Origin of the sequence: Bacteroides sp. LFL-34, assembly GCF_027257075.1 — a bacterium.
Classification (GTDB): domain Bacteria; phylum Bacteroidota; class Bacteroidia; order Bacteroidales; family Bacteroidaceae; genus Bacteroides; species Bacteroides ovatus.
Genome location: NZ_JAPQKZ010000005.1, coordinates 133,672 through 159,026, shown reverse-complemented (window position 1 = coordinate 159,026; position 25,355 = coordinate 133,672). Strand labels below are relative to the sequence as shown.

The window sequence follows — 25,355 nt, the reverse complement described above, 5'->3', positions numbered from 1 at the left end:
TTTATTCTACCACTTTAAAACGAGCGAAACGTAATAATAGTTGTTTGTCTCCCGCATTTTTAAAATGAATAGTTGCTTTCGCATTGTCTCCCGTTCCTTCTACTTTAATCACTTCACCCAATCCGAAACGTTCGTGCTCTATCATCTGTCCGGCCTGTACTCCTGCTACCGATGGCGAAGTGGAAGAGGTTGCCTGTGCACCGCTACTTGGGCTAACAGTACTAACTTTCTTCAAATTCCTCGGTACGCTGGAAGCAATGATCTGTGCTTTCGGACGTTCACGTTGTTCGGAAGATGTACTTCCGAAAGGGGCACGCGACGGAGAAGCTGAACGGGTGAATCCTCCTTCAATCTCTCTACGGAAACGTCCTGCACCTTCATCGACAGCACGGCTCACTCCTGCCTCATGCGGCAATTGCAAGTAATGAACATCGATATCACGCAAGAAACGACTGGGGCTTCCAAATTCCATCTTTCCATAACGGAAACGGGTTTTGGCAAAAGACAGATAACAATGTTCCTCCGCACGAGTAATAGCTACATAGAACAAACGACGTTCTTCTTCCAGTGCCCGGGGAGAATCTCCTACCATCCCACTGGGAAACAGGTTTTCTTCCAGACCGACCACAAATACATTCTTAAACTCCAATCCTTTAGCCGAATGAACTGTCATCAACGTTATCTTTTCCCCATCATCCGCCTTGTCGGAATCCTGATCGGTAAGCAATGCAATCTCCGAAAGGAAATCGGTAAGAGACACATTCGGATTACCCTCCTCCTGCCGCAAAGCGCAGAAGTCATTCATTCCATTCACCAACTCTTCTATATTTTCCTTACGGCTTAGATTCTCGGGGGATGTGTCCTGACAAACATCGTTGATAATGCCGGACTGACGGATGATATTCGTTCCTATTTCATAAGCGTTCTTATCTGCCTGATCGACAATGAAACCTTCTATCAATTCACGAAAGCCTTGCAGTTTTGCATGCGTTCCTTTATTTATATCCAGTCCGTAACTCAATGGTTCACAGAGTGCCGCCCAAAGACTTACGCCATGATCGGTAGCCGCCGATATAATCTTCCCGACTGTCGTATCTCCAATACCACGAGCCGGATAATTAATGATTCGCTTGAATGCTTCTTCATCATTCGGATTCACTACCAAACGGAAATAAGCAATCACATCTTTTATCTCTTTTCGCTGGTAGAACGAAAGTCCTCCGTAAATCTTATAAGGTATACTCCGTTTCCGAAGAGCCTCTTCAAAAATACGGCTTTGTGCATTCGTACGATACAGGATGGCAAAATCAGCATATCCGTAGCGATACTCCCGTCGTAGCTCTGCAATCTTATTAGCTACAATATCTCCCTCTTCCACATCGCTATACGCCTGAAATACGCCGATAGGTTCCCCCTTTTCTTTCTCCGAAAACACGGCTTTCCGTATCTGGCGTTCATTCTTCTCAATCAAGCTATTGGCAGCACAAACAATGGTTTGTGTGGAACGATAATTCTGCTCCAGTTTAAAAACTTTCGTATTGGGGTAGATTTTTGTAAAATAGAGAATATTGTCAATATCCGCCCCACGGAAAGAATAGATACTTTGCGCATCGTCTCCCACTACACAGACCCGTTGATTTTCTTTAGTCAGTTGTAGAACAATGCTATGCTGCGCATAATTCGTATCCTGATACTCGTCCACCAATACATAACGGAACTGATCGCGATAACGTGCCAGCACTTCCGGAAAGTCACGAAACAGAATATAGGTATATACCAATAAATCATCAAAATCCATCGCTCCCGCCTGACGGCATCTGTCCCAATAACGAGTATAGATATCACGGATAGCAGGCATCTTGGCAGCCATATCTCCTTCGTAAGCCTCTTTATTGGCAGCGTATCCCGTAGGAGTGACCAAATGGTTTTTGGCATTGGAGATGCGTGCCTGCACTACTCCCGGTTTATAAGTTTTCTCGTCCAATCCCATCTCTTTGATGATGGAACGAAGCAGGCTCTTACTATCAGCCGTATCATAGATGGTGAACTGGGAAGTGAACCCGATAAATGTTGCTTCGGCACGAAGAATCCGTGAGAAGATGGAATGGAAAGTCCCCATCCACAAATAACGTGCCCTTTCCATACCTACCTGACGGGCAATACGCTCTTTCATCTCGCGCGCCGCCTTATTCGTAAAGGTCAGTGCAAGGATATTCCACGGATTGTAGCCGTTCTCCTGTTCCAGCAAGTAAGCGATTTTATAAGTCAATACACGCGTCTTCCCCGAACCTGCACCGGCTATCACCAGCGAAGGACCGTCATTATAAGTCACTGCAGCACACTGACTCTCGTTCAATTCATCTATATAATTGGTATTCATAACAGCATTATAAAAACAATGTGGATTTTTAACAAACCCTTGGCATTCAAATTTGTTCTCAATACAAAAGTATAATATTCATTCGAGAATGAAGGTATTTTTATGAATTTTCATCACTAACTATTTTAACCTAACACCAAAAAGCAATGAAAAGAAGTATATTTTTATCGATTATTTTGAGTTTGTTTCTGGTCGCCTGCATTCCACAGGCAATGGCACAAAAGCAGAGCCGCCTGGAAAAGCTGCTAAGGTATCTGAACGATAATGACGCCGACAAATGGCAGAAAAACCGTGATAAGATAGATGACGAGACACAAACCTATTATGCCGAGGAACTGGCATTATTGGATGTGCTCAACGGATTGTGGAACGAGCAAAGCGAACAGGCTGCCACCAACTATTTCGGATGCTACGAAAGGGCAACGAAAGCTTATTTTCCCAATATCTGTGAAGAAGAGAAAATACAACTTTCCAACGTACAAAACAAAGCAGAACTGGCCGTTATCTCCATTCTGGATGCTTCGAAAGATCAAATTCCTTTTAGCAAGACGTTGATGGACAGTATCCAGTCAAGCGGTTATCCGGGAGATTCTGCCATCTTGCAAAAGGTGCGGGACATCCGTGAAATGGCTTTACTGGAAGGTATGCTGAAAACACCTACGCTGAATATTTATCAAACGTACATCACGGAATATCCGAACGGCAAATTTATCTCTCAAATCAACACTGCGGAAAACAAACGGCTTTACCAGATTGTAAAGAGTAATCCGACATCAGCGAATTTCAAGGCATTTTTTGATAACGCCAACATGCAGAAATTCTTCACGGATAAAGATACGCGTCCATTCCTTCCGGAAGTTCGCGCGTTATACGATGATTTTCTGTTTCAAGGAATCGACAGCCTCCGGGAGAAAGGAAACGCAACAGCCATCCGGCAGATTATTGACGAGTATAAGCAATCACCTTACCTGACTTCTACAGCACGTACTCATCTGGACGACCTTGAATATCTTAGTGAAAAAGCTGATTTTGAGCTTTTAAAAGCTGCCATTGTCAATTCCGAATCTTTGAGTATGCTGCAGGATTTTCTTTGCACACACAAGTATAAGGAATTTCGTGACCAGGCCAATGCACTACGGACACCGTTTATTCTGCAAACAATCATATCCACTCCTACTTCCGTGAAATACTATAATGGAGGACGATTGATTAAGTCTGCGGAAAATGACAGTACGGGAAATACCTCGACCACTTATTCGTATGACGATAAGGGGCAGCTCATTTCTACATTGTCGCTTACCGTAAAGAACGGTCAGCCAAGCAATGAAATACAAACGAACAGATTATACGATCCGCAAGGTCACTGCATCTTTGAAGTGCAAACGAATCCGAAAACCAAAACGGATCTCTACCGACGGACACGCCGTATCGGTACGGACGGAAGTATCGAGAGTGATTCGCTCAAGTATACAGATGGAAGAGTTATCATAAGTTCCTATAATAAACAGGGATTATTGACCGAAACCAAAGAGTATAATAAGAATGGAGAACTTCAGGCATACACCGCAAACAAATATGATGATAAAGGCAGATTGATTTCATCCCAACATCAAAACCTGCTTTTTGCCAATTCTTCGGATCAGATTATTTCACAAAAAGATGCTTATGAATACGATAAATACGGTTATCTGACACAGATCGTTTACCAACGGATTTTAGGCAATAACCAGAAAACATCGGGATGCCTGACCTGCCTGTACGATAAATACGGAAACCAGATCGATAGCAATTCTTATTATGAATATGATAATACGGGCCAATGGATCTGCCGGACCGACCGTGAGCATCCGAAAGAAGTGGAACGTATACAGTACATTTACAAATAAAGTAAGATGCTGTGAACATTTTGCAAAGGGCTTCTGTTATTATAGTATAACAAGCCAATTAAAACTTGTAACATTATGAATACTATATTAATGTCTTTAATTATGATGACCATGACTTACGAAATGCCTAAACTTCCTTACGCTAACAATGCGTTGGAACCTGTAATCAGTCAGCAAACAATAGATTTCCATTACGGAAAACATCTACAAACGTATGTAAATAATCTGAATAGCCTCGTGCCCGGAACAGAATATGAAGGTAAAACGGTAGAAGAAATCGTTGCAGCCGCACCGGATGGAGCTATATTCAATAACGCCGGACAAGTATTGAACCACAACCTGTACTTCCTGCAATTTGCCCCGAAACCTTCAAAGAAGGAGCCGGCCGGTAAACTGGGAGAAGCCATCAAACGTGACTTTGGCAGCTTTGAAAACTTCAAGAAAGAATTCAATGCAGCAGCAGTCGGATTGTTTGGTTCAGGATGGGCTTGGCTATCCGTAGATAAAGACGGTAAACTGAAAATCACTAAAGAGGGGAACGGCAGCAATCCAGTACGTGCCGGTTTGAAACCACTTCTTGGATTTGACGTTTGGGAACACTCCTATTATCTGGATTACCAGAACCGCCGTGCCGACCACGTAAACGCCCTGTGGGATATCATCGACTGGGATGTGGTTGAAAAAAGAATGTAAGCAAATTTACAAGCTAAACTATACTTATGGAAAAGGTCGCTGTGAAAAACACAACGACCTTTTTTACAGATTAAAAAGAACAGACTTTTATTGTATATCAGATGCATTAGTTGTATTTTTGCAACTCATAAAACAACATAACAAACAATTATGGTATTGTATAAAAGAAAAAAAATACGATTTATTGTCTCCATTGCCGTACTCCTTTTCCTCCCCTTTTTTAGCAATGTTGGCAATGCTGCCACCACAGAAGAATCTGAGGAAGAAATCCTGTTTATCACCTCTTATAATTCTGACACTAAATATACCTACGATAACATCAGCACATTTATAGAGACCTACACCCAATTGGGAGGAAGATATTCGACCATGGTAGAAAATATGAATGCAACAGACTTAATGCAGGCGCATCAATGGAAAAAAACATTAACTGATATTCTCGACAAACATCCGAAAGCCAAATTAGTTATTCTCCTGGGTGGTGAAGCATGGAGCAGTTTCCTTCATCTCGAAGATGAAAAGTACAAGCAGCTTCCTGTTTTCTGTGCAATGGCGTCACGCAACGGAATACGTATTCCGGAGGATTCGACCGACATCCGAAGCTATAATCCCGAAAGCATTAACTTAATGGAACGCATGAAGGAATACAACGTAAGATATTGTAGCACATACGAATATGACATTAAAAAAGATATTGAAATGATACAGGATTTCTATCCGGAAACAGAACACCTTGTATTTGTATCGGATAACACATACAACGGACTTGCCGAACTGGCATGGTTCAAGAAAAACCTGCAACATTTCCCACAGTTGTCTATCACCTACGTCGATGGCCGCATCCATACACTCGATATGGCTGCCAGTCAATTGCGCAATCTTCCCAGAAACACAGTCATGTTGCTTGGCATCTGGAGAATCGATAACCGGGGTATTACTTACATGAATAACTCCGTTTATGCTTTTTCCGAAGCCAATCCTCTCCTGCCTATGTTCAGCATGACTTCTACCGCAATAGGTTACTGGGCTATCGGAGGATATGTCCCGCAATATGAAGGAGTGGGAAAAAGCATGGGAGAATATGCTTACCGCTTTTTAGACCAAAAGGAAACGGGTATCAGCAGCATCAATATCTTACCCAACAGATATAAATTTGATGCGAAGAAACTAAAGGAATGGGGATTTGGAAACAAGAAGTTACCTGTCAACTCAATGGTAATCAATCAGCCCATCCCGTTCTTTGTGGCCTATAAGACAGAAGTGCAATTCATCCTGATTATATTTCTCGTATTAGTAGGAAGTCTAATGATTTCGCTGTATTACTATTACCGGACTAAAATCCTGAAGAATCACCTTGAAAGAACTACGAAACAACTACGGGAAGATAAAAAGAAGTTGGAAGAGTCTGAAGTCGAATTGCGTGATGCTAAAGAGCGCGCCGAAGAAGCTAACCAACTGAAAAGTGCCTTTGTTTCGAATATGAGCCACGAGATACGGACTCCGCTAAATGCTATTGTCGGTTTCTCCAGCCTGATTATCGGTTCGGTAGAGCAGAATAACGAACTGAAAGAATACGCAGATATTGTCCAGACCAACTCCAATCTGTTGCTCCAACTGATTAGTGATGTACTGGATATATCACGCCTGGAATCAGGAAAACTGCAATTCAACTATGAATGGTGTGAGCTGGTGAACCATTGCCAGAATATGATTACTCTGACCAACCGGAACAAGACAATGGATGTAGACATTAAACTGCAAATGCCTAAAGAGCCTTACATGCTCTACACAGATCCCTTGCGCCTGCAGCAGATTATTATCAATCTGCTGAACAATGCCTTGAAATTCACTCCTGCCGGAGGAAGCATTACGCTGGATTATGAAGTGGACGAAGAAAAGCAATGTATGCTGTTCTCGGTAACTGATACCGGCACCGGAATCCCCGAAGATAAACAGGAGCTGGTATTCCAACGTTTCGAAAAGCTGAACGAGTTCGTACAGGGTACAGGATTGGGACTGGCTATCTGCAAACTGACCATCCAATATATGGGAGGTGATATCTGGATTGACAAGAATTACAAAAATGGTGCCCGGTTTATCTTTTCTCATCCTATCAAAAAACAGGAATCAACAGAAAAATGAAAAAAAATCGAATGATTTAGTGTTTTTCTGTTTCTTTTTCACTTACTTTGCCCCCGTAAAGACAAAGGGGTGCCCCATGAGGGGCTGAGATTATACCCTAGGAACCTGAGGCAGTTAGTACTGACGTAGGGATTGTGTTTCTTCTTATCGCCTTTCCATTCAAGCACGCTCTTTGTATTTACTTTCAACTTATTTATTCTGATAGGACAATGAAAGTACAAGTGAACAACAAAGAGGTGGAAATTACTCCCGACTCTACCCTTACACAACTGACAGCACAGCTCGAACTTCCGGTTCAAGGCATTGCTATTGCCGTAAACAACAAAATGATTCCCCGTACCGAATGGGAGGGTTTCATATTGCATGAGAACGATAACCTGGTGATTATCAAAGCTGCTTGCGGAGGATAAGGGAATGGTCAGTCTACAATTTATCACGCATCAGACCGAACGGTACTCGTACCTCGAATCGGCACGTATGGCACTCGAAGGCGGGTGCAAATGGATCCAACTACGCATGAAAGAGGCTCCTCTCGAAGAAGTGGAGGCAGTAGCCCTGCAACTGAAACCGCTTTGTAAAGAGCACGAAGCAATCCTGGTTCTGGACGATCACGTTGAACTGGCGCGAAAGCTGGAAGTGGACGGTGTGCATCTGGGCAAAAAGGATATGCCTATCGACCAGGCCCGCCAAATTCTTGGAGAGGCTTTCATTATCGGCGGCACTGCAAATACATTCGAAGATGTTGTACAGCACTATCGTGCCGGTGCCGATTATCTTGGCATCGGTCCTTTCCGGTTTACTACCACCAAAAAGAATTTAAGCCCTGTACTGGGATTGGAAGGCTATTCCTCCATCCTTTCACAGATGAAAGAGGCGAATATCGAAATCCCCGTAGTAGCGATTGGAGGAATCACTTATGAGGATATTCCTGCCATACTTCACACAGGAGTAAACGGGATAGCCCTGTCGGGAACCATTCTCGGAGCGGATAATCCGATAGAAGAAACACGTAGAATCCTGAATCATGCGTAAAGCAATGATGTACAATCAGTAATTTAATTTATAATATATATAGAATGGAAAAGTTAGTAATTGCGGGACGCGAATTTAACTCCCGTCTTTTCCTGGGAACAGGAAAATTCAATTCCAATGAAGTAATGGAACAAGCTATTCTGGCTTCAGGCACGGAAATGGTTACTGTTGCCATGAAACGAATCGACATGGACAACAAAGAGGATGACATGCTGAAACATATTATTCATCCGAATATTCAGCTATTACCCAATACTTCCGGTGTACGTAATGCAGAAGAGGCTGTTTTTGCAGCACAGTTGGCTCGTGAAGCCTTTGGAACAAACTGGCTGAAACTGGAAATTCACCCGGACCCACGCTATCTGCTCCCTGACTCTATCGAGACACTGAAAGCTACGGAAGAACTGGTAAAACTGGGTTTTATCGTGTTGCCTTATTGTCAGGCTGACCCTGTACTCTGCAAACGTCTGGAAGAAGCGGGCGCAGCTACCGTTATGCCGCTCGGTGCACCAATCGGTACCAATAAAGGATTGCAGACCAAAGAATTCCTGCAAATCATTATCGAACAGGCAGGTATCCCGGTAGTCGTAGATGCGGGTATCGGTGCACCCAGTCATGCTGCCGAAGCAATGGAACTGGGAGCTTCCGCTGTATTAGTTAATACCGCAATAGCCGTTGCCGGAAATCCGGTAGAAATGGCAAAAGCATTCAAAGCGGCTACAGAAGCCGGAAGACAGGCTTACGAAGCAGGATTAGGATTACAAGCCGTCGACTTCGTGGCAGAAGCAAGTTCACCTCTAACGGCTTTTCTTGATTAAAAACGAATAAACTATGGAACAAAAAATAAAATTCCCCCGCTCGCAGAAAGTCTATTTACCCGGTAAACTTTATCCGAATATCCGTGTAGCGATGCGGAAAGTGGAACAAGTGCCCAGTGTCAGCTTTGAAGGCGAAGAAAAGATAGCAACACCGAACCCGGAGATATATGTATATGATACCAGCGGACCGTTCAGCGATGCAGATATGAGCATTGATCTTAAAAAAGGACTGCCCCGTATGCGTGAAGAATGGATTGTAGGCCGTGGTGATGTGGAACAACTTCCCGAAATTACTTCGGAATACGGACAAATGAGAAGGGACGATAAAAGTCTCGATCACTTACGTTTCGAGCACATCGCTCTGCCCTATCGCGCTAAAAAAGGAGAAGCAATCACTCAAATGGCATACGCCAAAAGAGGGATTATCACCCCTGAAATGGAATATGTAGCAATCCGCGAGAACATGAATTGCGAGGAATTGGGAATTAAGACCCACATTACTCCAGAATTTGTCCGTCAGGAGATTGCAGAAGGACGTGCTGTATTACCGGCCAATATCAACCACCCAGAAGCTGAACCGATGATTATCGGACGCAACTTCCTTGTGAAAATCAATACGAATATCGGAAATTCGGCTACTACCTCAAGCATAGATGAAGAAGTGGAGAAAGCATTGTGGAGCTGCAAATGGGGTGGCGATACCTTGATGGATCTTTCCACAGGAGAAAATATCCATGAAACACGCGAATGGATTATCCGTAATTGTCCCGTACCCGTCGGCACGGTTCCTATTTATCAGGCACTTGAAAAGGTGAACGGCATAGTGGAAGACCTCACCTGGGAAATCTACCGGGATACATTGATTGAACAATGTGAACAAGGTGTAGATTACTTCACCATTCATGCAGGGATCCGCCGCCATAATGTTCATCTTGCCGATAAGCGGTTGTGCGGTATTGTCAGCCGTGGAGGAAGCATAATGAGTAAATGGTGTCTCGTACACGATCAGGAAAGTTTCTTATACGATCACTTTGATGATATTTGTGATATCCTGGCACAATATGATGTAGCCGTTTCTTTAGGCGACGGACTTCGTCCGGGTTCTATCTACGATGCGAACGATGAAGCGCAGTTCGCCGAACTGGATACCATGGGAGAATTAGTGCTTCGTGCCTGGGATAAGAATGTTCAGGCATTTATTGAAGGCCCCGGACACGTTCCGATGCATAAAATCAAAGAGAACATGGAACGTCAGATTGAAAAATGCCATGACGCCCCATTCTATACACTCGGCCCGTTGGTGACGGATATTGCTCCCGGATACGACCATATCACTTCTGCTATCGGTGCCGCACAAATCGGATGGCTGGGTACGGCTATGCTTTGTTATGTCACTCCGAAAGAACACCTTGCCTTACCCGACAAAGAGGATGTACGCGTAGGAGTCATTACCTACAAGATAGCCGCTCATGCCGCTGACCTGGCAAAAGGACACCCGGGTGCACAGGTACGAGACAACGCATTGAGTAAAGCTCGCTATGAGTTCCGCTGGAAAGATCAGTTCGACCTGTCTCTCGACCCGGAGCGGGCGCAGACCTATTTCCGTGCAGGACATCATATCGATGGAGAATATTGTACGATGTGCGGACCTAATTTCTGTGCAATGAGATTGTCACGCGATTTAAAGAAAAGCGCTAAAACCAACAAATAATGAGTGGGGAGAAACAGAAAGTCAGCCCACTGACCGAACCTGCCCTCCCCTCATTTCAATTTTCAATTTTTAATTCTCAATTTAATAAGAATGTTCTCCGACGAATTAGAAAAAATATCCTGGGAAGAGACGACAAAAGCCATCTATTCCAAAACAGATGCCGACGTACGCCGTGCATTGGGTAAAAAAGAGCATCTGGATGTCAACGACTTTATGGCGCTGATTTCACCTGCCGCCACTCCTTATCTGGAAGTGATGGCACGCCTTAGTCAGAAATATACGATGGAACGGTTCGGTAAGACTATCTCCATGTTCGTACCGCTCTACCTGACTAATTCATGTACCAACTCCTGCGTCTATTGCGGTTTCCACATCAGCAATCCGATGAAGAGAACGATACTGACAGAGGAAGAGATTGTCAACGAATACAAAGCCATCAAACGACTGGCTCCTTTTGAAAATCTACTGCTCGTAACCGGTGAAAACCCTGCCGCAGCAGGTGTTCCCTACATTGCCCGGGCGCTGGATTTGGCAAAACCTTATTTCAGCAACCTGCAAATTGAAGTAATGCCCCTTAAAGCAGAAGAATATCAGGAACTGACTAATCATGGTCTGAATGGAGTGATCTGTTTTCAAGAGACTTACCATAAAGCAAATTACAAGACATATCATCCGAGAGGCATGAAGTCTAAATTCGAATGGCGTGTAGACGGCTTCGACCGTATGGGACAGGCAGGTGTACATAAGATTGGCATGGGTGTCCTGATCGGTCTGGAAGAATGGCGGACAGACGTAACGATGATGGCTTATCATCTGCGTTATCTGCAGAAGCATTATTGGAAAACAAAATACAGCGTAAATTTCCCGCGTATGCGTCCGTCTGAAAATGGCGGATTCCAACCGAATGTAGTCATGAACGACCGGGAACTGGCTCAACTTACATTCGCGATGCGAATCTTCGACCACGACGTAGATATCTCCTATTCCACCCGTGAAAGTGCAGAAATCCGAAATCACATGGCAACGCTCGGTGTTACAACCATGAGTGCGGAGAGTAAAACTGAACCGGGAGGATATTACAGTTATCCTCAAACCCTGGAACAATTTCACGTAAGTGATGAGCGAAAGGCGGTTGAAGTGGAACGTGACTTGAAGAAACTAGGTCGCGAACCAGTTTGGAAAGATTGGGATCAGTCTTTTGATTTTAAAAGATAGGCAGATGCGATACGATAGACAAATCATACTTCCCGAAATCGGAGAAGAAGGTCAGAAGAAACTGCAGGAAGCCAAAGTGCTTATTGTAGGTGTGGGAGGGCTAGGCTCTCCCATCGCTCTCTACCTGGCAGGCGCCGGTGTGGGATGTCTCGGACTGGTAGATGACGATTTGGTAAGCATCACTAACCTGCAACGACAAGTTCTCTATTCCGAAAAAGAATTGGGTAAACCGAAAGCTATCTGTGCAGCGGAACGGCTCTCCGCTCTCAACAGCGAGATCAGAATACATCCCTACTCTACCAGGTTGACAAAAGAAAATGCTTATCATATCATTCAGGAATATGATATAGTAGTCGACGGCTGTGACAACTTTGCCACCCGTTACCTGATTAACGATATCTGCATAGAGCAGAAAAAGCCTTACGTATATGGTGCTATCTGCGGCTTTGAAGGACAGGTTTCTGTATTCAACTATGGAAACCAGAAAAAGAACTACCGGGATCTTTATCCTGATGAAGAAGAAATGCAACGAATGCCTCCTCCGCCCAAAGGTGTGATGGGAGTTACTCCTGCTATTGTAGGAAGCGTTGAAGCTACGGAAGTGCTGAAAATAATCTGTGATTTTGGAGATGTTTTAGCCGGCGAACTATGGACAATCGACCTGCGGACATGGCAATCTAACAAATTTTCACTATAAAGGTTGGTTTCTGACATAGTTAATTAGTAACTTTGCTAAGCAATCCAATTTTAACAAAAGAAATGAAACTAATTGTAGTTACCACCCCTACCTTCTTCGTCGAAGAAGATAAGATTATTACCGCTCTTTTCGAAGAGGGGCTGGATGTCCTACATCTTAGGAAGCCGGAAACTCCGGCTATGTATTCGGAACGGCTATTGACACTTATTCCGGATAAATATCACCGCCGTATCGTCACGCATGAACATTTCTATTTGAAAGAAGAATTTAATCTGATGGGTATCCACCTGAATGCACGTAATCCCAAAGAGCCGCATGATTATTATGGTCACATCAGCTGTTCGTGCCATTCAGTGGAGGAGGTAAAAAACAGAAAGCATTTTTACGACTATGTTTTTATGAGTCCTATTTATGATAGTATCTCTAAAGTGAATTACTATTCAACATATACTGCCGAAGAATTGCGTGAAGCACAAAGAGCCAAAATTATCGATTCGAAAGTGATGGCATTGGGAGGTATCAATGAAGATAATTTGCTGGAGATTAAAGATTTCGGTTTCGGAGGAGCTGTCGTATTAGGAGATCTTTGGAACAAATTCGACGCCTGTCAGGATCAGAACTATTTAGCCGTAATCGAGCACTTTAAAAAGTTGAAAAAGCTATCAGATTAATAAAAAGCCGATAGTAAACTGACTGTACATTCCTATTGTATATCCAATAAAGGAAATGACTTTCTCAATCATAAAATAAAAAAGCCGCCGCGAATTGTCTTCCGCAACGGCTTTCTGTATTTTCGGTGTTTTCTTATCAGAACTTATATCCCACGATAATAGAGAAGTTCATGTTTTTAGGATTACCAACTTTTTCCACATCAACCAGACCAAATTGACCATCCAAGCCTGCAATGATTCTACCAAATTCCAATGCAACTCCTACACCAAGACCTGCATCAAAACGCTTCAAAGCATCATCACCAAAAGTGTCGACTTTACGTTCTGTGTCATTACCTAAGTCAAACTTTGTTTTACCGGCAATACCACAAGCAAAATAAGGACCTGCATTCACCACCAGATTAGTATTATCTGCTACATTGAAACGTGCAGCAGCCATTACTGGCAATTCCAAATACATTGCATTAATGCTATTGCCATCTTTCTTTGCACCTTTACTAGTTAAGAATAATGAAGGTTGCAGTGACCATGTATCAGTAAAAGCATATTCAAAACCTCCACCAAGTTTGAATCCAACCTTTGCATTCAGATCAAGATCACCGGTGTAATTACTAAAGTTCATACCTACTTTGGCATTCCAACCTGTAATTTGAGAGAAACCTGCCACTGAAATCAGTGCAAATAAAACAAACAAAACACTCTTCTTCATAATTTTAAAGTTTTAAATTAATACTAAAGGTTTTTATTGACCTCATTGTTTAACAATACAAATGTATAATTGTAATTTGTATTAAACAACTTTTTCGTTAACAAGTGCGCAATTTATAGAGATTATACATAAAAAAAGGGAATTCCCTATTTTTGAGAACTCCCTTTCCTAATTTGTTGATTTGTTTTCTTCTTATTAGAATGCGTAATGGAAACCAATTGAAAGATCTTCACTAGTAAGTTCAAGACCAAAAGAATCTCCAAGCGTATTTATATTTCTACGATATCCCAGGAAACCATACTTGGCAATGAAAGAGAAGTGATCGTTCAATTTAACAGCAATCCCCGGTCTAAGTCCCACTTGTCCGGCTTTAGTAGTGTCTCCGTCTTTAACCTTCACGAAGCCGAGAGCAGCAGTTCCGTCCAGAAACAGGCGAACCGCACCGGTTTCACAGTAAGACCAACGAATGTATGGAGCAACAATTACTGAATTTTTTGTTAGTCCACCATTATAATTATGTGAATAATCCAATTCAGCACCCAATGCCCATGTTTCATTAAAGTTGTATCCAACTTCCGGAGCAACTTTAAAAGAAGTAGTGTTGCCTGTGCTGTTACGCCAAACGTTCAAAGATCCGCCTACGTAAACGTCTTGTGCTTTTACAGCGATAGTTGCTAACATTACAACTACCAATAATAAACCCTTTTTCATTTTCTTTGTTTTTTTAAATTAAACGTTAGACCCCAATTCGGTCGATTTCTGGGGTGCAAATGTAAAGCTGTTTTTATGATTAAACAAACATTTAGTTAGTTTTTTATAATAAATACCAAATAAATATTGGGTGGTAAACGAACATCAATACCCAACAGGCATAAAATAAAATAGACTGCAAATACTTTCACAAGTATTTACAGTCTATTTATCAGATAGTTAAGTACCTAACCAGCGTATTTGACTATCCTTCTATTGCTGCTTGCGCCGCCGCCAATCTGGCAATCGGCACTCTGAATGGAGAACAACTAACGTAGTTCAAACCTACCCGGTGACAGAACTTCACTGAAGAAGGCTCACCACCATGTTCACCACAAATACCACATTTCAGATCCGGACGGATAGCACGGCCCTTTTCTGTAGCCATACGTACCAACTGTCCCACGCCATTCTGGTCGAGAACCTGGAACGGGTCTACTTTCAAAATCTTCTTTTCCAGATAAACAGGAAGGAAAGAAGCTATATCATCACGAGAATAACCGAAGGTCATCTGCGTTAAGTCATTTGTACCGAATGAGAAGAACTCGGCAGAAGAAGCGATACGGTCGGCAGTCAAAGCGGCACGCGGAATTTCGATCATTGTACCCACTTTGAAGTCAATGCTATCTCCTACTTCCTCAAACAACTTCTTAGCTTCCGCACGAATTACATTTTCCTGCTCCTTGAATTCATACAAGATACCAGTTAATGGAACCATGATTTCCGGATGAGTTTCCACTCCTTCTTTCTTCAATTCGAGTGCAGCACCCAAGATGGCACGTGTCTGCATCTGTGTAATTTCAGGATAAGTATTTCCCAGACGGCAACCACGGTGACCCAACATCGGGTTATGCTCACACAATGATTCTACACGTTGCTGGATATATTGCAGGCTCACACCCATAGTATCTGCCATTTCTTGCTGTCCCTTCAAATCGTGAGGAACGAACTCATGCAAAGGAGGATCGAGCAAACGAACCGTTACCGGGCAACCAGCCATTGCTTTAAAGATGCCCTTAAAGTCTTCCTGTTGGTATGGAAGAATCTTAGCCAATGCTTTACGACGTCCTTCTGCATTTTCCGCCAGAATCATTTCACGCATTGCCTTGATCTTTTCACCTTCGAAGAACATGTGTTCCGTACGGCAAAGCCCAATACCTACTGCACCGAAGTTACGAGCCACTTCCGCATCATGAGGAGTATCCGCATTCGTACGTACCTGCAGACGAGTATACTTATCAGCCAGCGTCATTAATTCGGCAAAGTCACCGGAAAGTTCTGCAGCCTGTGTTTCTACCTTACCATTATAAACTACACCTGTACTTCCGTTCAGAGAGATATAATCGCCTTCTTTCAACACAACACCGTCAATTTCTACGGTACGGTTTTTATAATCGATATTCAATGCACCTGCACCTGATACACAACATTTACCCATACCACGAGCCACAACAGCAGCATGAGAAGTCATACCGCCACGAGCCGTAAGAATACCTTCGGCAACTGCCATACCGGCCAAGTCTTCCGGAGAAGTTTCGATACGAACCATTACCACACGTTTACCGGCAGCATGCCATTCAGCAGCGTCGTCAGCAAAGAACACCACCTGACCGGTTGCAGCACCCGGAGAAGCCGGAAGACCACGAGTCAACACTTTGGCTTTCTTCAAAGCATCCTTATCGAATACAGGGTGAAGCAATTCATCGAGTTTATTCGGTTCCACGCGCATCAAAGCAGTCTTTTCGTCAATCATGCCCTGACGGAGCAAATCCATAGCGATCTTCACCATGGCAGCACCTGTACGCTTACCGTTACGTGTCTGAAGGAACCAGAGTTTACCTTCTTGTACGGTGAACTCCATGTCCTGCATATCTTTATAATGATTTTCCAGTTTAGTCTGGAGAGCATCTAATTCTTTATAGATTTCCGGCATTGCCTCTTCCATGGAAGGGAACTTTGCTGCGCGAACATCTTCGGTCACACCAGCCAATACAGCCCAACGTTGAGAACCAATCTTGGTGATCTGTTGCGGAGTACGGATACCGGCCACTACATCTTCACCTTGTGCGTTAATCAGATATTCACCATTGAAAAGGTCTTCACCCGTACCGGCATCACGTGAGAAACAAACACCAGTAGCCGAAGTTTCACCCATATTACCGAACACCATAGCCTGTACATTGACAGCTGTACCCCATTCATCAGGTATACTTTCCATCTTACGGTAAAGGATAGCGCGTTCATTCATCCATGAATCAAATACGGCACATATAGCTCCCCAAAGTTGTTCGTATGCACCAGTCGGGAAATCTTTTCCGGTCTGTTCCTTTACGGCAGCTTTAAATTTCTTTACGAGTTCCTGCAAGTCTTCCACTTTCAACTCGTTATCCAGTTCTACCCCTTTCGCTTTCTTCACCTCTTCAATGATTGCTTCGAACGGGTCGATATCATCTTTATTGGTAGGCTTCATGCCCAATACTACGTCACCGTACATCTGCACAAAACGACGATAAGAGTCCCATGCAAAGCGTGCATTACCTGTCTTACGGATAATACCTTCTACCACTTCGTCATTCAATCCCAAGTTCAGAATCGTATCCATCATACCCGGCATAGATGCGCGCGCACCGGAACGTACAGACACCAACAAAGGATTTTCAACGTCACCGAATTTAGATTTCATCAACGTTTCCACGTGAGTGATCGCTTTTACCACTTCATCTTTCAGTAGCTCAACCACTTTATCACGTCCTAACGTATTGTATTCCGTACAAACATCTGTAGTTATTGTGAATCCGGGAGGGACAGGAATTCCGATTAAATTCATTTCTGCAAGGTTGGCTCCCTTACCACCGAGCAAATTCTTCATGTCAGCCTTTCCTTCTGCCTGACCATTACCAAAGGTATAAACTCTTTTTTTATCCATAATATTGTGTTTAAAGTTACATTATGATTTTTTTCTGTTCGCAAATCTAAGGATATTTCGCAAACTTGAAAACTTTTTGCGAAAAAACTTTCTATCAAAATGCAATTTCGACATTACAATCCGGAATATTTCTGTATACCCGAATTTTTTCCAAAAAAAATACCTACTTTTGCAAAGTAATTATTAGACTGGTGTAAAAGTGGCAAGAAAGAAAAAAGAGCTTCCCTTATTGGAGAAGGTAACAATCATGGATGTGGCTGCCGAAGGAAAAGCCATCGCAAAAGTAAACGACCTGGTGATTTTTGTTCCCTATGTAGTGCCGGGTGATGTCGTAGACCTGCAAATCAAGCGTAAAAAGAATAAATATGCCGAAGCTGAAGCGGTGAAGTTTCACGAGCTGTCGCCCAATCGCGCTGTTCCTTTCTGCCAACACTATGGCGTATGCGGTGGCTGCAAGTGGCAAGTGCTCCCCTATTCGGAGCAGATCAGATATAAGCAAAAGCAAGTGGAAGATAATTTGAGACGTATCGGGAAAATCGAACTTCCCGAAATTTCTCCAATTCTCGGTTCTGACAAGACGGAATTCTACAGGAACAAACTGGAATTCACCTTCTCAAATAAACGCTGGTTGACAAACGAAGAAGTTCGTCAGGATGTGAAGTATGACCAGATGAATGCGGTGGGTTTCCACATTCCGGGAGCCTTTGACAAGGTGCTGGCTATTGAGAAATGCTGGTTACAGGATGATATATCCAACCGTATCCGCAACGCTGTACGTGACTACGCTTACGAACACGATTACTCTTTCATCAATCTGCGCACACAGGAAGGTATGCTGCGGAATATGATTGTACGCACCTCTTCAACTGGCGAACTGATGGTAATCGTCATTTGCAAGATTACAGAAGATCACGAAATGGAACTGTTCAAGCAGTTACTCCAGTTCGTAGCGGACTCTTTCCCTGAAATCACTTCTCTTCTATACATTATTAATAATAAGTGCAACGACACAATCAATGATTTGGATGTGCATGTATTTAAAGGGAAAGATCACATCTTTGAAGAAATGGAGGGACTGCGTTTCAAAGTAGGACCGAAATCATTCTATCAGACCAACTCGGAACAGGCTTATAACTTATATAAAGTAGCCCGTGAATTTGCCGGATTAACAGGCAACGAACTGGTATATGACCTCTATACAGGAACGGGAACAATCGCCAACTTCGTATCACGCCAGGCTCGCCAGGTAATCGGTATCGAATATGTGCCGGAAGCTATCGAAGACGCAAAGGTAAATGCAGAAATCAATGATATCAAGAATGCATTGTTTTATGCCGGTGATATGAAGGATATACTGACGCAGGATTTCATCAATCAGCATGGACGCCCGGATGTAATCATTACTGATCCTCCTCGTGCCGGTATGCACCAGGATGTAGTTGATGTCATCTTGTTTGCCGAACCGAAACGGATTGTGTATGTAAGTTGTAATCCTGCTACTCAAGCACGGGATTTGCAATTACTCGATGAGAAATACAAGGTGAAAGCCATTCAACCGGTAGATATGTTCCCTCACACCCACCACGTAGAAAATGTGGTGTTGCTGGAACTTCGATAATCCGTGATGATAATAGAATTTCAAAAGAAAAAAGAAATGGGAAAAAGACCTAGAAGAACTCCTGCTGAAAAAGCACGTGCTCAATATACCAATTATGCAGTGAAAGAACCCATGGAACTAATGGAGTTTCTGGCTGCCAAAATGCCGGATGCGAGTCGCACAAAATTAAAATCATTATTAAGTAAGCGGGTTGTATTTGTTGATAATGTGATAACCACACAATTCAACTTTCCCCTTGAAGCGGGCATGAAAGTGCAAATCAGCAAACAAAAGGGAAAAAAAGAATTTAATAACAGACTGCTGAAAATCGTGTATGAAGACGCATATATCATTGTTGTCGAGAAGATGCAGGGACTTTTATCAGTCAATACAGAAAGACAGAAAGAGCGCACAGCCTATACAATACTTAACGAATACGTGCAACGTTCCGGACGTCAATTCCGTGTGTTTATCGTTCATCGCCTGGACAGGGACACTTCCGGCCTGATGATGTTTGCTAAAGACGAAAAAACACAGCGGACACTACGTGATAACTGGCACGATATCGTGACTGACCGTCGATATGTAGCTGTGGTGGAGGGAAGTATGGAAAAAGATTATGATACAGTCGTTTCCTGGCTGACTGATAAAACGCTTTATGTAAGTTCCAGTGAATATGATGACGGTGGATCAAAATCTATTACCCACTATAAGACCATCAAACGTGCCAACGGATATTCTCTGTTGGAACTCGATTTGGAAACCGGCCGAAAGAATCAGATTCGTGTACACATGCAAGATTTAGGACATCCTATTATCGGTGATGGAAGATATGGAAGAGAAGATGCTCCCAATCCGATCGGACGATTGGCACTCCATGCTTTCAAACTTTGTTTCTACCATCCGGTAACGGGAGATTTGATGGAGTTCGAGACGCCTTATCCGGCGGAGTTTAAGAAGTTGTTTCTGAAAAAATAAAGAAAATACGTTCAAAAAGAAAAGGAGTTAAATTAATTGATTTAACTCCTTTTCTTTTAAAATCATATCTTATTCTATTGCATCTGCAACTCAATATAATCAATATATTCTCCATCAAGATACAAGTCACCTTGCAAATAACGTCCTCTAACACGAACGCCTCTTATCTCACGTAAGGCAAAATCACGTCCATAATCAAGGTACAATGTGCCATAATCAACCCACCACCGAAAAGGCAAATCACCTGCAGGTCTACCATCATAATCATAAACCTGATAGTCTATTCCCAGTCCATTATTATCTAAGCGAATACCACTTTCTATCGGATTATAATCAGAACCGAACCACAAATCACCCACCCAGGTGCGTCCCATCAAATCATCATAAATATCTTCATCGTCTTCACACGAAGTAAAGCCAACCAATAAAGTCAGCATCATCAAGATACCTGCATATCTCTTTATCATTTTCATAATTCTCTAGTTTATTGCGTTTATTAATACAAAATTAGCATTTTATATTTACTATACATCACAAGCCACAAGTTTTTTGTACCTTTGCAAAGATAATATTAAATTTTCCACATGAAACTTCTTTGGCTTGATTTAAATAGTTCGTACGCTCATTCTTCGCTGGCATTGCCAGCCTTACATGCCCAGATAGCAAATAATACAGACATTGAATGGTGTACGGTCTCCGCCACTATCAATGAAAATACCGGTAGTGTCGTCAATCAAATCTACCGCCATCAACCGGATATCATTGCAGCTACCAACTGGCTATTTAATCACGAGCAACTCCTGCACATCGTTTCACGCGCAAAAGCGTTACTACCTCACTGCTGTGTTATACTCGGAGGTCCCGAGTTTTTAGGAGATAATGAAGCTTTCTTATATAAAAACAAATTTGTAAGCGGAGTGTTTCGCGGAGAAGGCGAAGAAGTATTTCCTTTATGGTTAAAAGTGTGGAATCAGCCAAGAAAAGAATGGAAATCAATCACAGGACTCTGCTATCTGGATGAATCGGAAGCATACCATGACAACGGGCTCGCCCGTGTCATGAACTTTTCCGAATTAGTCCCTCCTGAAGAGAGCCGTTTCTTCAATTGGAGCAAACCCTTTGTGCAATTAGAAACTACCCGCGGATGTTTTAACACCTGTGCCTTTTGTGTCAGTGGAGGTGAAAAACCGGTTCGCACCCTATCTCTTGAAGCAACCCGGAAACGTCTTGACGTGATACACCAACACGGAATCAAGAATGTACGGGTACTGGACCGCACTTTCAATTACAACAACAAACGGGCAAAAGAATTACTAAATCTATTCCGCGAATACCCGGATATCTGTTTTCATCTGGAAATTCATCCTGCACTCCTTTCCGATGAACTCAAACAGGAATTAGCCACCCTTCCTAAAAGACTGCTACACCTGGAAGCCGGAATCCAAAGCCTTCGGGAAAACGTGCTTGAACAAAGCCGGAGAATAGGCAAGCTCTCCGATGCTTTGGCCGGACTCAAGTATCTATGTTCCCTTGAAAACATGGAAACCCATGCCGACTTAATAGCAGGGCTCCCACTCTACCATCTATCAGAAATTTTCGATGATGTCCGTACTTTAGCAGAATATGGCGCAGGAGAAATCCAACTGGAATCCCTCAAATTACTTCCGGGCACCGAAATGAAAAGAAGAGCGGACGAATTAGGCATACAGTACTCTCCACTCCCTCCATACGAAGTTCTTCAAACTCGTGAAATCAGCGTAGATGAATTACAGACAGCACATTATCTGTCCCGCCTGTTAGACGGTTTCTATAATACCCCAACTTGGCGAAGTATCACACGGATACTCATTCTCGAAAACCCTCATTTTATACATGAGTTACTCGATCATTTAGTTCAAACAGATGTGATTGACACCCCTCTTAGCCTGGAAAAAAGAGGATTAATCCTCTATGACTTCTGCAAGAATCATTATCCCGACTACCTGACACAAGTCAGCATTGCATGGATAGAAGCGGGTATGTCATTAAAAAAAGCTCCGGCAGAAAAAGTAAGAACCAAAAGACAGCTACCACCTGAAAGCTGGGAAATAGAATACGGAGCATATCGCGAGAATCTACGATTATGTTTCCTTCCCACCGATGAAGAAGGACATGGTTACTGGTTTGGTTTTGAGTCGGAGATTCAGAAGATACAACCGGTTTTCAAGGCTAAAAAACTATCATAAATAAAAGAAAAGTATTCTCATATTATGTGAAATTATTATTAGTCGCTAATCGTTTAGAGCAGCATTTCCTGTTTTCCACCGTCCATACAATAAACTCTACTAGCACAGTGTATGGACATTCGAAAATATCAATTCAATATTTTTTGCCTATTATTGTTTCCCTTAGCCGCAACAGGACAAGAATGGAACAAACAGGATTCATTGAGACTTCAGCAAATGCTGGAATCCGGTCAGGAGATCAAGATAAATAGAAAGTTTATCGAAAAAGTAGAGCAAAACATGTACTCTCGAAAACCATTTGTAGATTTTGATCCCACACTACCGACTTTAAAATCTTCCATGATTTTTTCGAAACCTTCCATTCGCACTTATCAGACATTCCTAAAACCGGGTTCCACCTTTTTACCCACTTACTCCTGGTTAAGAATAAACAAGAATCTTGTGCTGCACAGTAAAAGTAATTTTGCAGAAAATTCCAGTTGCTTTCATATCCAAAGCCAAATAGAATATAATTTATCTCCCAAATGGTCTCTCAACATATATGGCGTACAAAACCTTGATACCCGAAAACACCGGGGCCTCCCTTCCGAAGTGGAACCCACCCAATTGGGTAGTAATGTTGTTCTCAAAATAAATAAAAACTGGAAAATAAAAACAGGGGTACAATACCAATACAATGTCCTCCGCAAAAGATGGGAATGGATACCTCAAATTAGTGTTTCATACGAATGGTAACCCGTGCCGACAATCAGGAATCGAAAAGTTTTAGAAAACAAGAAAGCATATTTTCCATTTATTCTCGTACCTTTGTCATACGATTAAATATGCTATCATAATGAAGAACTTTATCAAGGGATTCCGGTTTACCCCCTCTAATTATCCGGCAGAAGTAGAAGCAAAAATACAGAAATACAGAAAGCAAGGTTATAAACTTCCACCGCGCAAAGTACTCCGTACTCCCGAGCAACTGGAAGGTATCCGGGAAAGTGCCAAGATCAATACTGCACTGCTGGACTATATTTCAGAGAATATCCGGGAAGGCATGTCCACCGAAGAAATTGATGTGCTAGTGTATGATTTCACCACCAGTCACGGTGCCATCCCTGCCCCACTCAACTACGAAGGATTTCCCAAAAGTGTTTGCACCAGCATCAACGATGTAGTGTGCCATGGAATCCCCAATAAAAATGAGATTCTGAAAAGCGGAGATATTATCAATGTAGATGTTTCCACCATTTACAAAGGATATTTTTCCGATGCATCCCGTATGTTTATGATTGGAGACGTCAACCCTGATATGCAAAAGTTAGTACAGGTAACCAAAGAATGTATGGAAATAGGAATTGCTGCCGCACAACCCTGGAAACAGCTGGGTGATGTAGGCGCCGCCATCCAGGAACATGCAGAAAAGAACGGATTCAGCGTAGTCCGTGATCTCTGCGGACATGGCGTAGGGATGCAATTCCATGAGGAACCGGACGTAGAACATTTCGGACGCCGGGGCACAGGCATGATGATCGTGCCGGGCATGACCTTCACCATCGAACCCATGATTAATATGGGAACCTACGAAGTGTTTGTAGACGATGCCGACGGATGGACCGTCTGCACCGACGATGGACTGCCTTCCGCCCAATGGGAAAATATGATTCTGATTACTGAAACCGGAAACGAAATTCTGACATATTAATGGAACTGATTCTACTTATTGTTATTGCCGTGTTAATGATAGTCCTACTTGTATTATCACTAACCAAAGACAACAATCAAACTCAAGCAGAACAATTACAAATAGCCTTGCGCCAGCAAATGCAGGAAAACCGGGAAGAACTGAACCGCAGCATCCGGGAACTTCGCATGGAAATGACGCAAACGCTGAACCAGAATATGCAACAGCTCCAAGATGTTCTGCACAAGAATATGATGACTACCGGAGAACTGCAACGACAGAAATTTGACATGATGGCCCGCCAGCAGGAAGCATTACTGAAATCCACCGAGAAACGACTGGATGATATGCGCCTGATGGTGGAAGAAAAGCTCCAGAAAACCCTGAATGAACGTATCGGCCAATCATTCGAAATCGTCCGTTCGCAACTTGAGAACGTGCAAAAAGGACTGGGAGAAATGAAATCTCTTGCTCAAGATGTCGGGGGACTAAAAAAGGTATTGAGCAACGTAAAGATGAGAGGAACGTTCGGCGAAGTCCAACTGGGTGCACTCTTAGAACAAATGATGAGCCCCGAACAGTACGACGCCAATGTCAAAACCAAAAAGAGCGGAACCGAATTTGTAGAATTTGCCATCAAGCTTCCGGGAAAAGATGACGCCAACAGCACCGTCTACCTCCCCATCGACGCCAAATTTCCGAAAGATGTATACGAACAATATTACGATGCATTCGAAGCGGGAGACGCAGCATTGATGGAATCGTCCGGCAAGCAATTGGAAAATACAATCAAAAAGATGGCAAAAGACATCCATGATAAATATGTAGACCCGCCTTTTACCACAGATTTTGCCATCATGTTCCTCCCGTTTGAAAGCATATATGCCGAAGTAATCCGACGTACCAGTCTCATCGAAACACTCCAAAAGGAGTATAAGATTGTAGTTACAGGTCCGACAACATTAGGCGCCATCCTCAACAGTCTTCAGATGGGATTCCGCACGCTTGCTATCCAAAAACGTACCGGAGAAGTCTGGACCGTATTGGGAGCTGTCAAAACAGAATTCAGTAAATTCGGAGGATTACTTGAAAAAGTACAAAAGAACCTGCAAAGCGCCGGTGACCAACTCGAAGAAGTCATGGGAAAACGAACACGTGCCATCGAACGCAAACTGCGGCAAGTGGAACAGTTGCCACACGAAGAAAGCCAAAAGATTCTCCCTATTGACGTAGAGGACGATTTGACAGATTACTAA

At 42.9% G+C, this 25,355-nt stretch carries 21 protein-coding genes and 1 riboswitch; of the genes, 16 read left to right on the top strand and 5 right to left on the bottom strand.

The window, feature by feature from the left end; all coding sequences use genetic code 11:
* Position 1 precedes the first annotated feature (1 nt).
* Complete coding sequence (locus N5O98_RS04725; RefSeq protein ID WP_004312306.1) at positions 2–2,380, bottom strand: ATP-dependent helicase; 2,379 nt, start codon at positions 2,378–2,380, stop codon at positions 2–4.
* Positions 2,381–2,526: 146 nt separating this feature from the next.
* On the opposite strand from N5O98_RS04725, the gene N5O98_RS04720 reads away from it, so the two are divergent.
* The 10 genes from N5O98_RS04720 to N5O98_RS04675 all read left to right on the top strand — a co-directional run bounded on the left by N5O98_RS04720 (position 2,527) and on the right by N5O98_RS04675 (position 13,245).
* Positions 2,527–4,266 carry an RHS repeat protein gene (locus tag N5O98_RS04720; RefSeq protein WP_118160999.1) on the top strand — a complete coding sequence of 580 codons (1,740 nt, stop codon included), beginning with the start codon at positions 2,527–2,529 and terminating at the stop codon, positions 4,264–4,266.
* Between the two features lie 75 nt (positions 4,267–4,341).
* Complete coding sequence (locus N5O98_RS04715) at positions 4,342–4,959, top strand: superoxide dismutase (RefSeq protein WP_004295710.1); 618 nt, start codon at positions 4,342–4,344, stop codon at positions 4,957–4,959.
* Between the two features lie 150 nt (positions 4,960–5,109).
* Positions 5,110–7,101, top strand: a complete 1,992-nt coding sequence (locus N5O98_RS04710) for a sensor histidine kinase (protein WP_182423443.1) — start codon at positions 5,110–5,112, stop codon at positions 7,099–7,101.
* 55 nt (positions 7,102–7,156) lie between these two features.
* Positions 7,157–7,250, top strand: a riboswitch (TPP riboswitch).
* A gap of 60 nt (positions 7,251–7,310) precedes the next feature.
* A complete protein-coding gene (gene thiS / locus N5O98_RS04705; RefSeq protein ID WP_004303537.1) occupies positions 7,311–7,511 on the top strand; it encodes a sulfur carrier protein ThiS in 201 nt (66 codons plus the stop codon).
* Between the two features lie 4 nt (positions 7,512–7,515).
* Positions 7,516–8,133, top strand: a complete 618-nt coding sequence (locus N5O98_RS04700; protein ID WP_004312310.1) for a thiamine phosphate synthase — start codon at positions 7,516–7,518, stop codon at positions 8,131–8,133.
* A 44-nt stretch (positions 8,134–8,177) separates the two neighbouring features.
* The gene (locus N5O98_RS04695) at positions 8,178–8,951 is read left to right on the top strand and encodes a thiazole synthase (protein WP_004295706.1); all 774 of its coding nucleotides are present in this window, start codon (positions 8,178–8,180) and stop codon (positions 8,949–8,951) included.
* A gap of 13 nt (positions 8,952–8,964) precedes the next feature.
* Positions 8,965–10,662 carry a phosphomethylpyrimidine synthase ThiC gene (thiC, locus tag N5O98_RS04690; protein WP_004303540.1) on the top strand — a complete coding sequence of 566 codons (1,698 nt, stop codon included), beginning with the start codon at positions 8,965–8,967 and terminating at the stop codon, positions 10,660–10,662.
* Between the two features lie 90 nt (positions 10,663–10,752).
* Positions 10,753–11,877 (top strand): 2-iminoacetate synthase ThiH, encoded by a 1,125-nt coding sequence (gene thiH, locus N5O98_RS04685; protein ID WP_004295704.1) that lies wholly within the window; start codon positions 10,753–10,755, stop codon positions 11,875–11,877.
* Positions 11,878–11,881: 4 nt separating this feature from the next.
* The gene (locus tag N5O98_RS04680) at positions 11,882–12,574 is read left to right on the top strand and encodes a HesA/MoeB/ThiF family protein (protein ID WP_004303541.1); all 693 of its coding nucleotides are present in this window, start codon (positions 11,882–11,884) and stop codon (positions 12,572–12,574) included.
* 62 nt (positions 12,575–12,636) lie between these two features.
* Positions 12,637–13,245 (top strand): thiamine phosphate synthase, encoded by a 609-nt coding sequence (locus N5O98_RS04675; RefSeq protein WP_004295702.1) that lies wholly within the window; start codon positions 12,637–12,639, stop codon positions 13,243–13,245.
* 136 nt (positions 13,246–13,381) lie between these two features.
* On the opposite strand, the gene N5O98_RS04670 is transcribed toward N5O98_RS04675, so the two are convergent.
* The 3 genes from N5O98_RS04670 to ppdK form a co-directional block, all read right to left on the bottom strand.
* The gene (locus N5O98_RS04670) at positions 13,382–13,954 is read right to left on the bottom strand and encodes a porin family protein (RefSeq protein WP_004295701.1); all 573 of its coding nucleotides are present in this window, start codon (positions 13,952–13,954) and stop codon (positions 13,382–13,384) included.
* A 195-nt stretch (positions 13,955–14,149) separates the two neighbouring features.
* The gene (locus N5O98_RS04665) at positions 14,150–14,665 is read right to left on the bottom strand and encodes an outer membrane beta-barrel protein (RefSeq protein WP_004312311.1); all 516 of its coding nucleotides are present in this window, start codon (positions 14,663–14,665) and stop codon (positions 14,150–14,152) included.
* Between the two features lie 244 nt (positions 14,666–14,909).
* Positions 14,910–17,630, bottom strand: a complete 2,721-nt coding sequence (gene ppdK / locus N5O98_RS04660) for a pyruvate, phosphate dikinase (RefSeq protein WP_004317964.1) — start codon at positions 17,628–17,630, stop codon at positions 14,910–14,912.
* Positions 17,631–17,877: 247 nt separating this feature from the next.
* Between ppdK and rlmD the strand changes: the two genes are divergently transcribed.
* A complete protein-coding gene (rlmD, locus tag N5O98_RS04655; RefSeq protein ID WP_217622112.1) occupies positions 17,878–19,248 on the top strand; it encodes a 23S rRNA (uracil(1939)-C(5))-methyltransferase RlmD in 1,371 nt (456 codons plus the stop codon).
* A 36-nt stretch (positions 19,249–19,284) separates the two neighbouring features.
* Positions 19,285–20,205: an RluA family pseudouridine synthase gene (locus tag N5O98_RS04650; RefSeq protein WP_004303559.1), complete on the top strand. Its 921-nt coding sequence runs from the start codon at positions 19,285–19,287 to the stop codon at positions 20,203–20,205.
* 74 nt (positions 20,206–20,279) lie between these two features.
* On the opposite strand, the gene N5O98_RS04645 is transcribed toward N5O98_RS04650, so the two are convergent.
* Positions 20,280–20,678 carry a hypothetical protein gene (locus N5O98_RS04645; RefSeq protein WP_004303560.1) on the bottom strand — a complete coding sequence of 133 codons (399 nt, stop codon included), beginning with the start codon at positions 20,676–20,678 and terminating at the stop codon, positions 20,280–20,282.
* A 111-nt stretch (positions 20,679–20,789) separates the two neighbouring features.
* On the opposite strand from N5O98_RS04645, the gene N5O98_RS04640 reads away from it, so the two are divergent.
* The 4 genes from N5O98_RS04640 to N5O98_RS04625 all read left to right on the top strand — a co-directional run bounded on the left by N5O98_RS04640 (position 20,790) and on the right by N5O98_RS04625 (position 25,355).
* Entirely contained in the window at positions 20,790–22,430 is a 1,641-nt protein-coding gene (locus tag N5O98_RS04640; protein WP_022199629.1) for a B12-binding domain-containing radical SAM protein, read from the top strand.
* Positions 22,431–22,541: 111 nt separating this feature from the next.
* Positions 22,542–23,165, top strand: a complete 624-nt coding sequence (locus N5O98_RS04635) for a DUF4858 domain-containing protein (RefSeq protein WP_022199630.1) — start codon at positions 22,542–22,544, stop codon at positions 23,163–23,165.
* A gap of 100 nt (positions 23,166–23,265) precedes the next feature.
* Positions 23,266–24,120 (top strand): type I methionyl aminopeptidase, encoded by an 855-nt coding sequence (gene map, locus N5O98_RS04630; protein ID WP_004295607.1) that lies wholly within the window; start codon positions 23,266–23,268, stop codon positions 24,118–24,120.
* The gene (locus N5O98_RS04625) at positions 24,120–25,355 is read left to right on the top strand and encodes a DNA recombination protein RmuC (RefSeq protein WP_022199631.1); all 1,236 of its coding nucleotides are present in this window, start codon (positions 24,120–24,122) and stop codon (positions 25,353–25,355) included. The genes map and N5O98_RS04625 overlap by 1 nt, the downstream gene beginning before the upstream one ends.

Excerpts from the sequence above, each read along its gene's own strand:
- N5O98_RS04635 (WP_022199630.1), top strand. The coding sequence starts at position 22,542 with ATGGACATTCGAAAATATCAATTCAATATTTTTTGCCTATTATTGTTT.
- map (WP_004295607.1), top strand. The coding sequence starts at position 23,266 with ATGAAGAACTTTATCAAGGGATTCCGGTTTACCCCCTCTAATTATCCG.
- N5O98_RS04670 (WP_004295701.1), bottom strand. The coding sequence starts at position 13,954 with ATGAAGAAGAGTGTTTTGTTTGTTTTATTTGCACTGATTTCAGTGGCA.
- N5O98_RS04680 (WP_004303541.1), top strand. The coding sequence starts at position 11,882 with ATGCGATACGATAGACAAATCATACTTCCCGAAATCGGAGAAGAAGGT.
- N5O98_RS04725 (WP_004312306.1), bottom strand. The coding sequence starts at position 2,380 with ATGAATACCAATTATATAGATGAATTGAACGAGAGTCAGTGTGCTGCA.
- N5O98_RS04700 (WP_004312310.1), top strand. The coding sequence starts at position 7,516 with ATGGTCAGTCTACAATTTATCACGCATCAGACCGAACGGTACTCGTAC.
- N5O98_RS04720 (WP_118160999.1), top strand. The coding sequence starts at position 2,527 with ATGAAAAGAAGTATATTTTTATCGATTATTTTGAGTTTGTTTCTGGTC.
- thiC (WP_004303540.1), top strand. The coding sequence starts at position 8,965 with ATGGAACAAAAAATAAAATTCCCCCGCTCGCAGAAAGTCTATTTACCC.
- N5O98_RS04715 (WP_004295710.1), top strand. The coding sequence starts at position 4,342 with ATGAATACTATATTAATGTCTTTAATTATGATGACCATGACTTACGAA.
- thiS (WP_004303537.1), top strand. The coding sequence starts at position 7,311 with ATGAAAGTACAAGTGAACAACAAAGAGGTGGAAATTACTCCCGACTCT.
- N5O98_RS04710 (WP_182423443.1), top strand. The coding sequence starts at position 5,110 with ATGGTATTGTATAAAAGAAAAAAAATACGATTTATTGTCTCCATTGCC.
- N5O98_RS04665 (WP_004312311.1), bottom strand. The coding sequence starts at position 14,665 with ATGAAAAAGGGTTTATTATTGGTAGTTGTAATGTTAGCAACTATCGCT.
- N5O98_RS04645 (WP_004303560.1), bottom strand. The coding sequence starts at position 20,678 with ATGAAAATGATAAAGAGATATGCAGGTATCTTGATGATGCTGACTTTA.
- N5O98_RS04695 (WP_004295706.1), top strand. The coding sequence starts at position 8,178 with ATGGAAAAGTTAGTAATTGCGGGACGCGAATTTAACTCCCGTCTTTTC.
- N5O98_RS04640 (WP_022199629.1), top strand. The coding sequence starts at position 20,790 with ATGAAACTTCTTTGGCTTGATTTAAATAGTTCGTACGCTCATTCTTCG.
- N5O98_RS04675 (WP_004295702.1), top strand. The coding sequence starts at position 12,637 with ATGAAACTAATTGTAGTTACCACCCCTACCTTCTTCGTCGAAGAAGAT.
- N5O98_RS04625 (WP_022199631.1), top strand. The coding sequence starts at position 24,120 with ATGGAACTGATTCTACTTATTGTTATTGCCGTGTTAATGATAGTCCTA.
- ppdK (WP_004317964.1), bottom strand. The coding sequence starts at position 17,630 with ATGGATAAAAAAAGAGTTTATACCTTTGGTAATGGTCAGGCAGAAGGA.
- N5O98_RS04650 (WP_004303559.1), top strand. The coding sequence starts at position 19,285 with ATGGGAAAAAGACCTAGAAGAACTCCTGCTGAAAAAGCACGTGCTCAA.
- thiH (WP_004295704.1), top strand. The coding sequence starts at position 10,753 with ATGTTCTCCGACGAATTAGAAAAAATATCCTGGGAAGAGACGACAAAA.
- rlmD (WP_217622112.1), top strand. The coding sequence starts at position 17,878 with ATGGATGTGGCTGCCGAAGGAAAAGCCATCGCAAAAGTAAACGACCTG.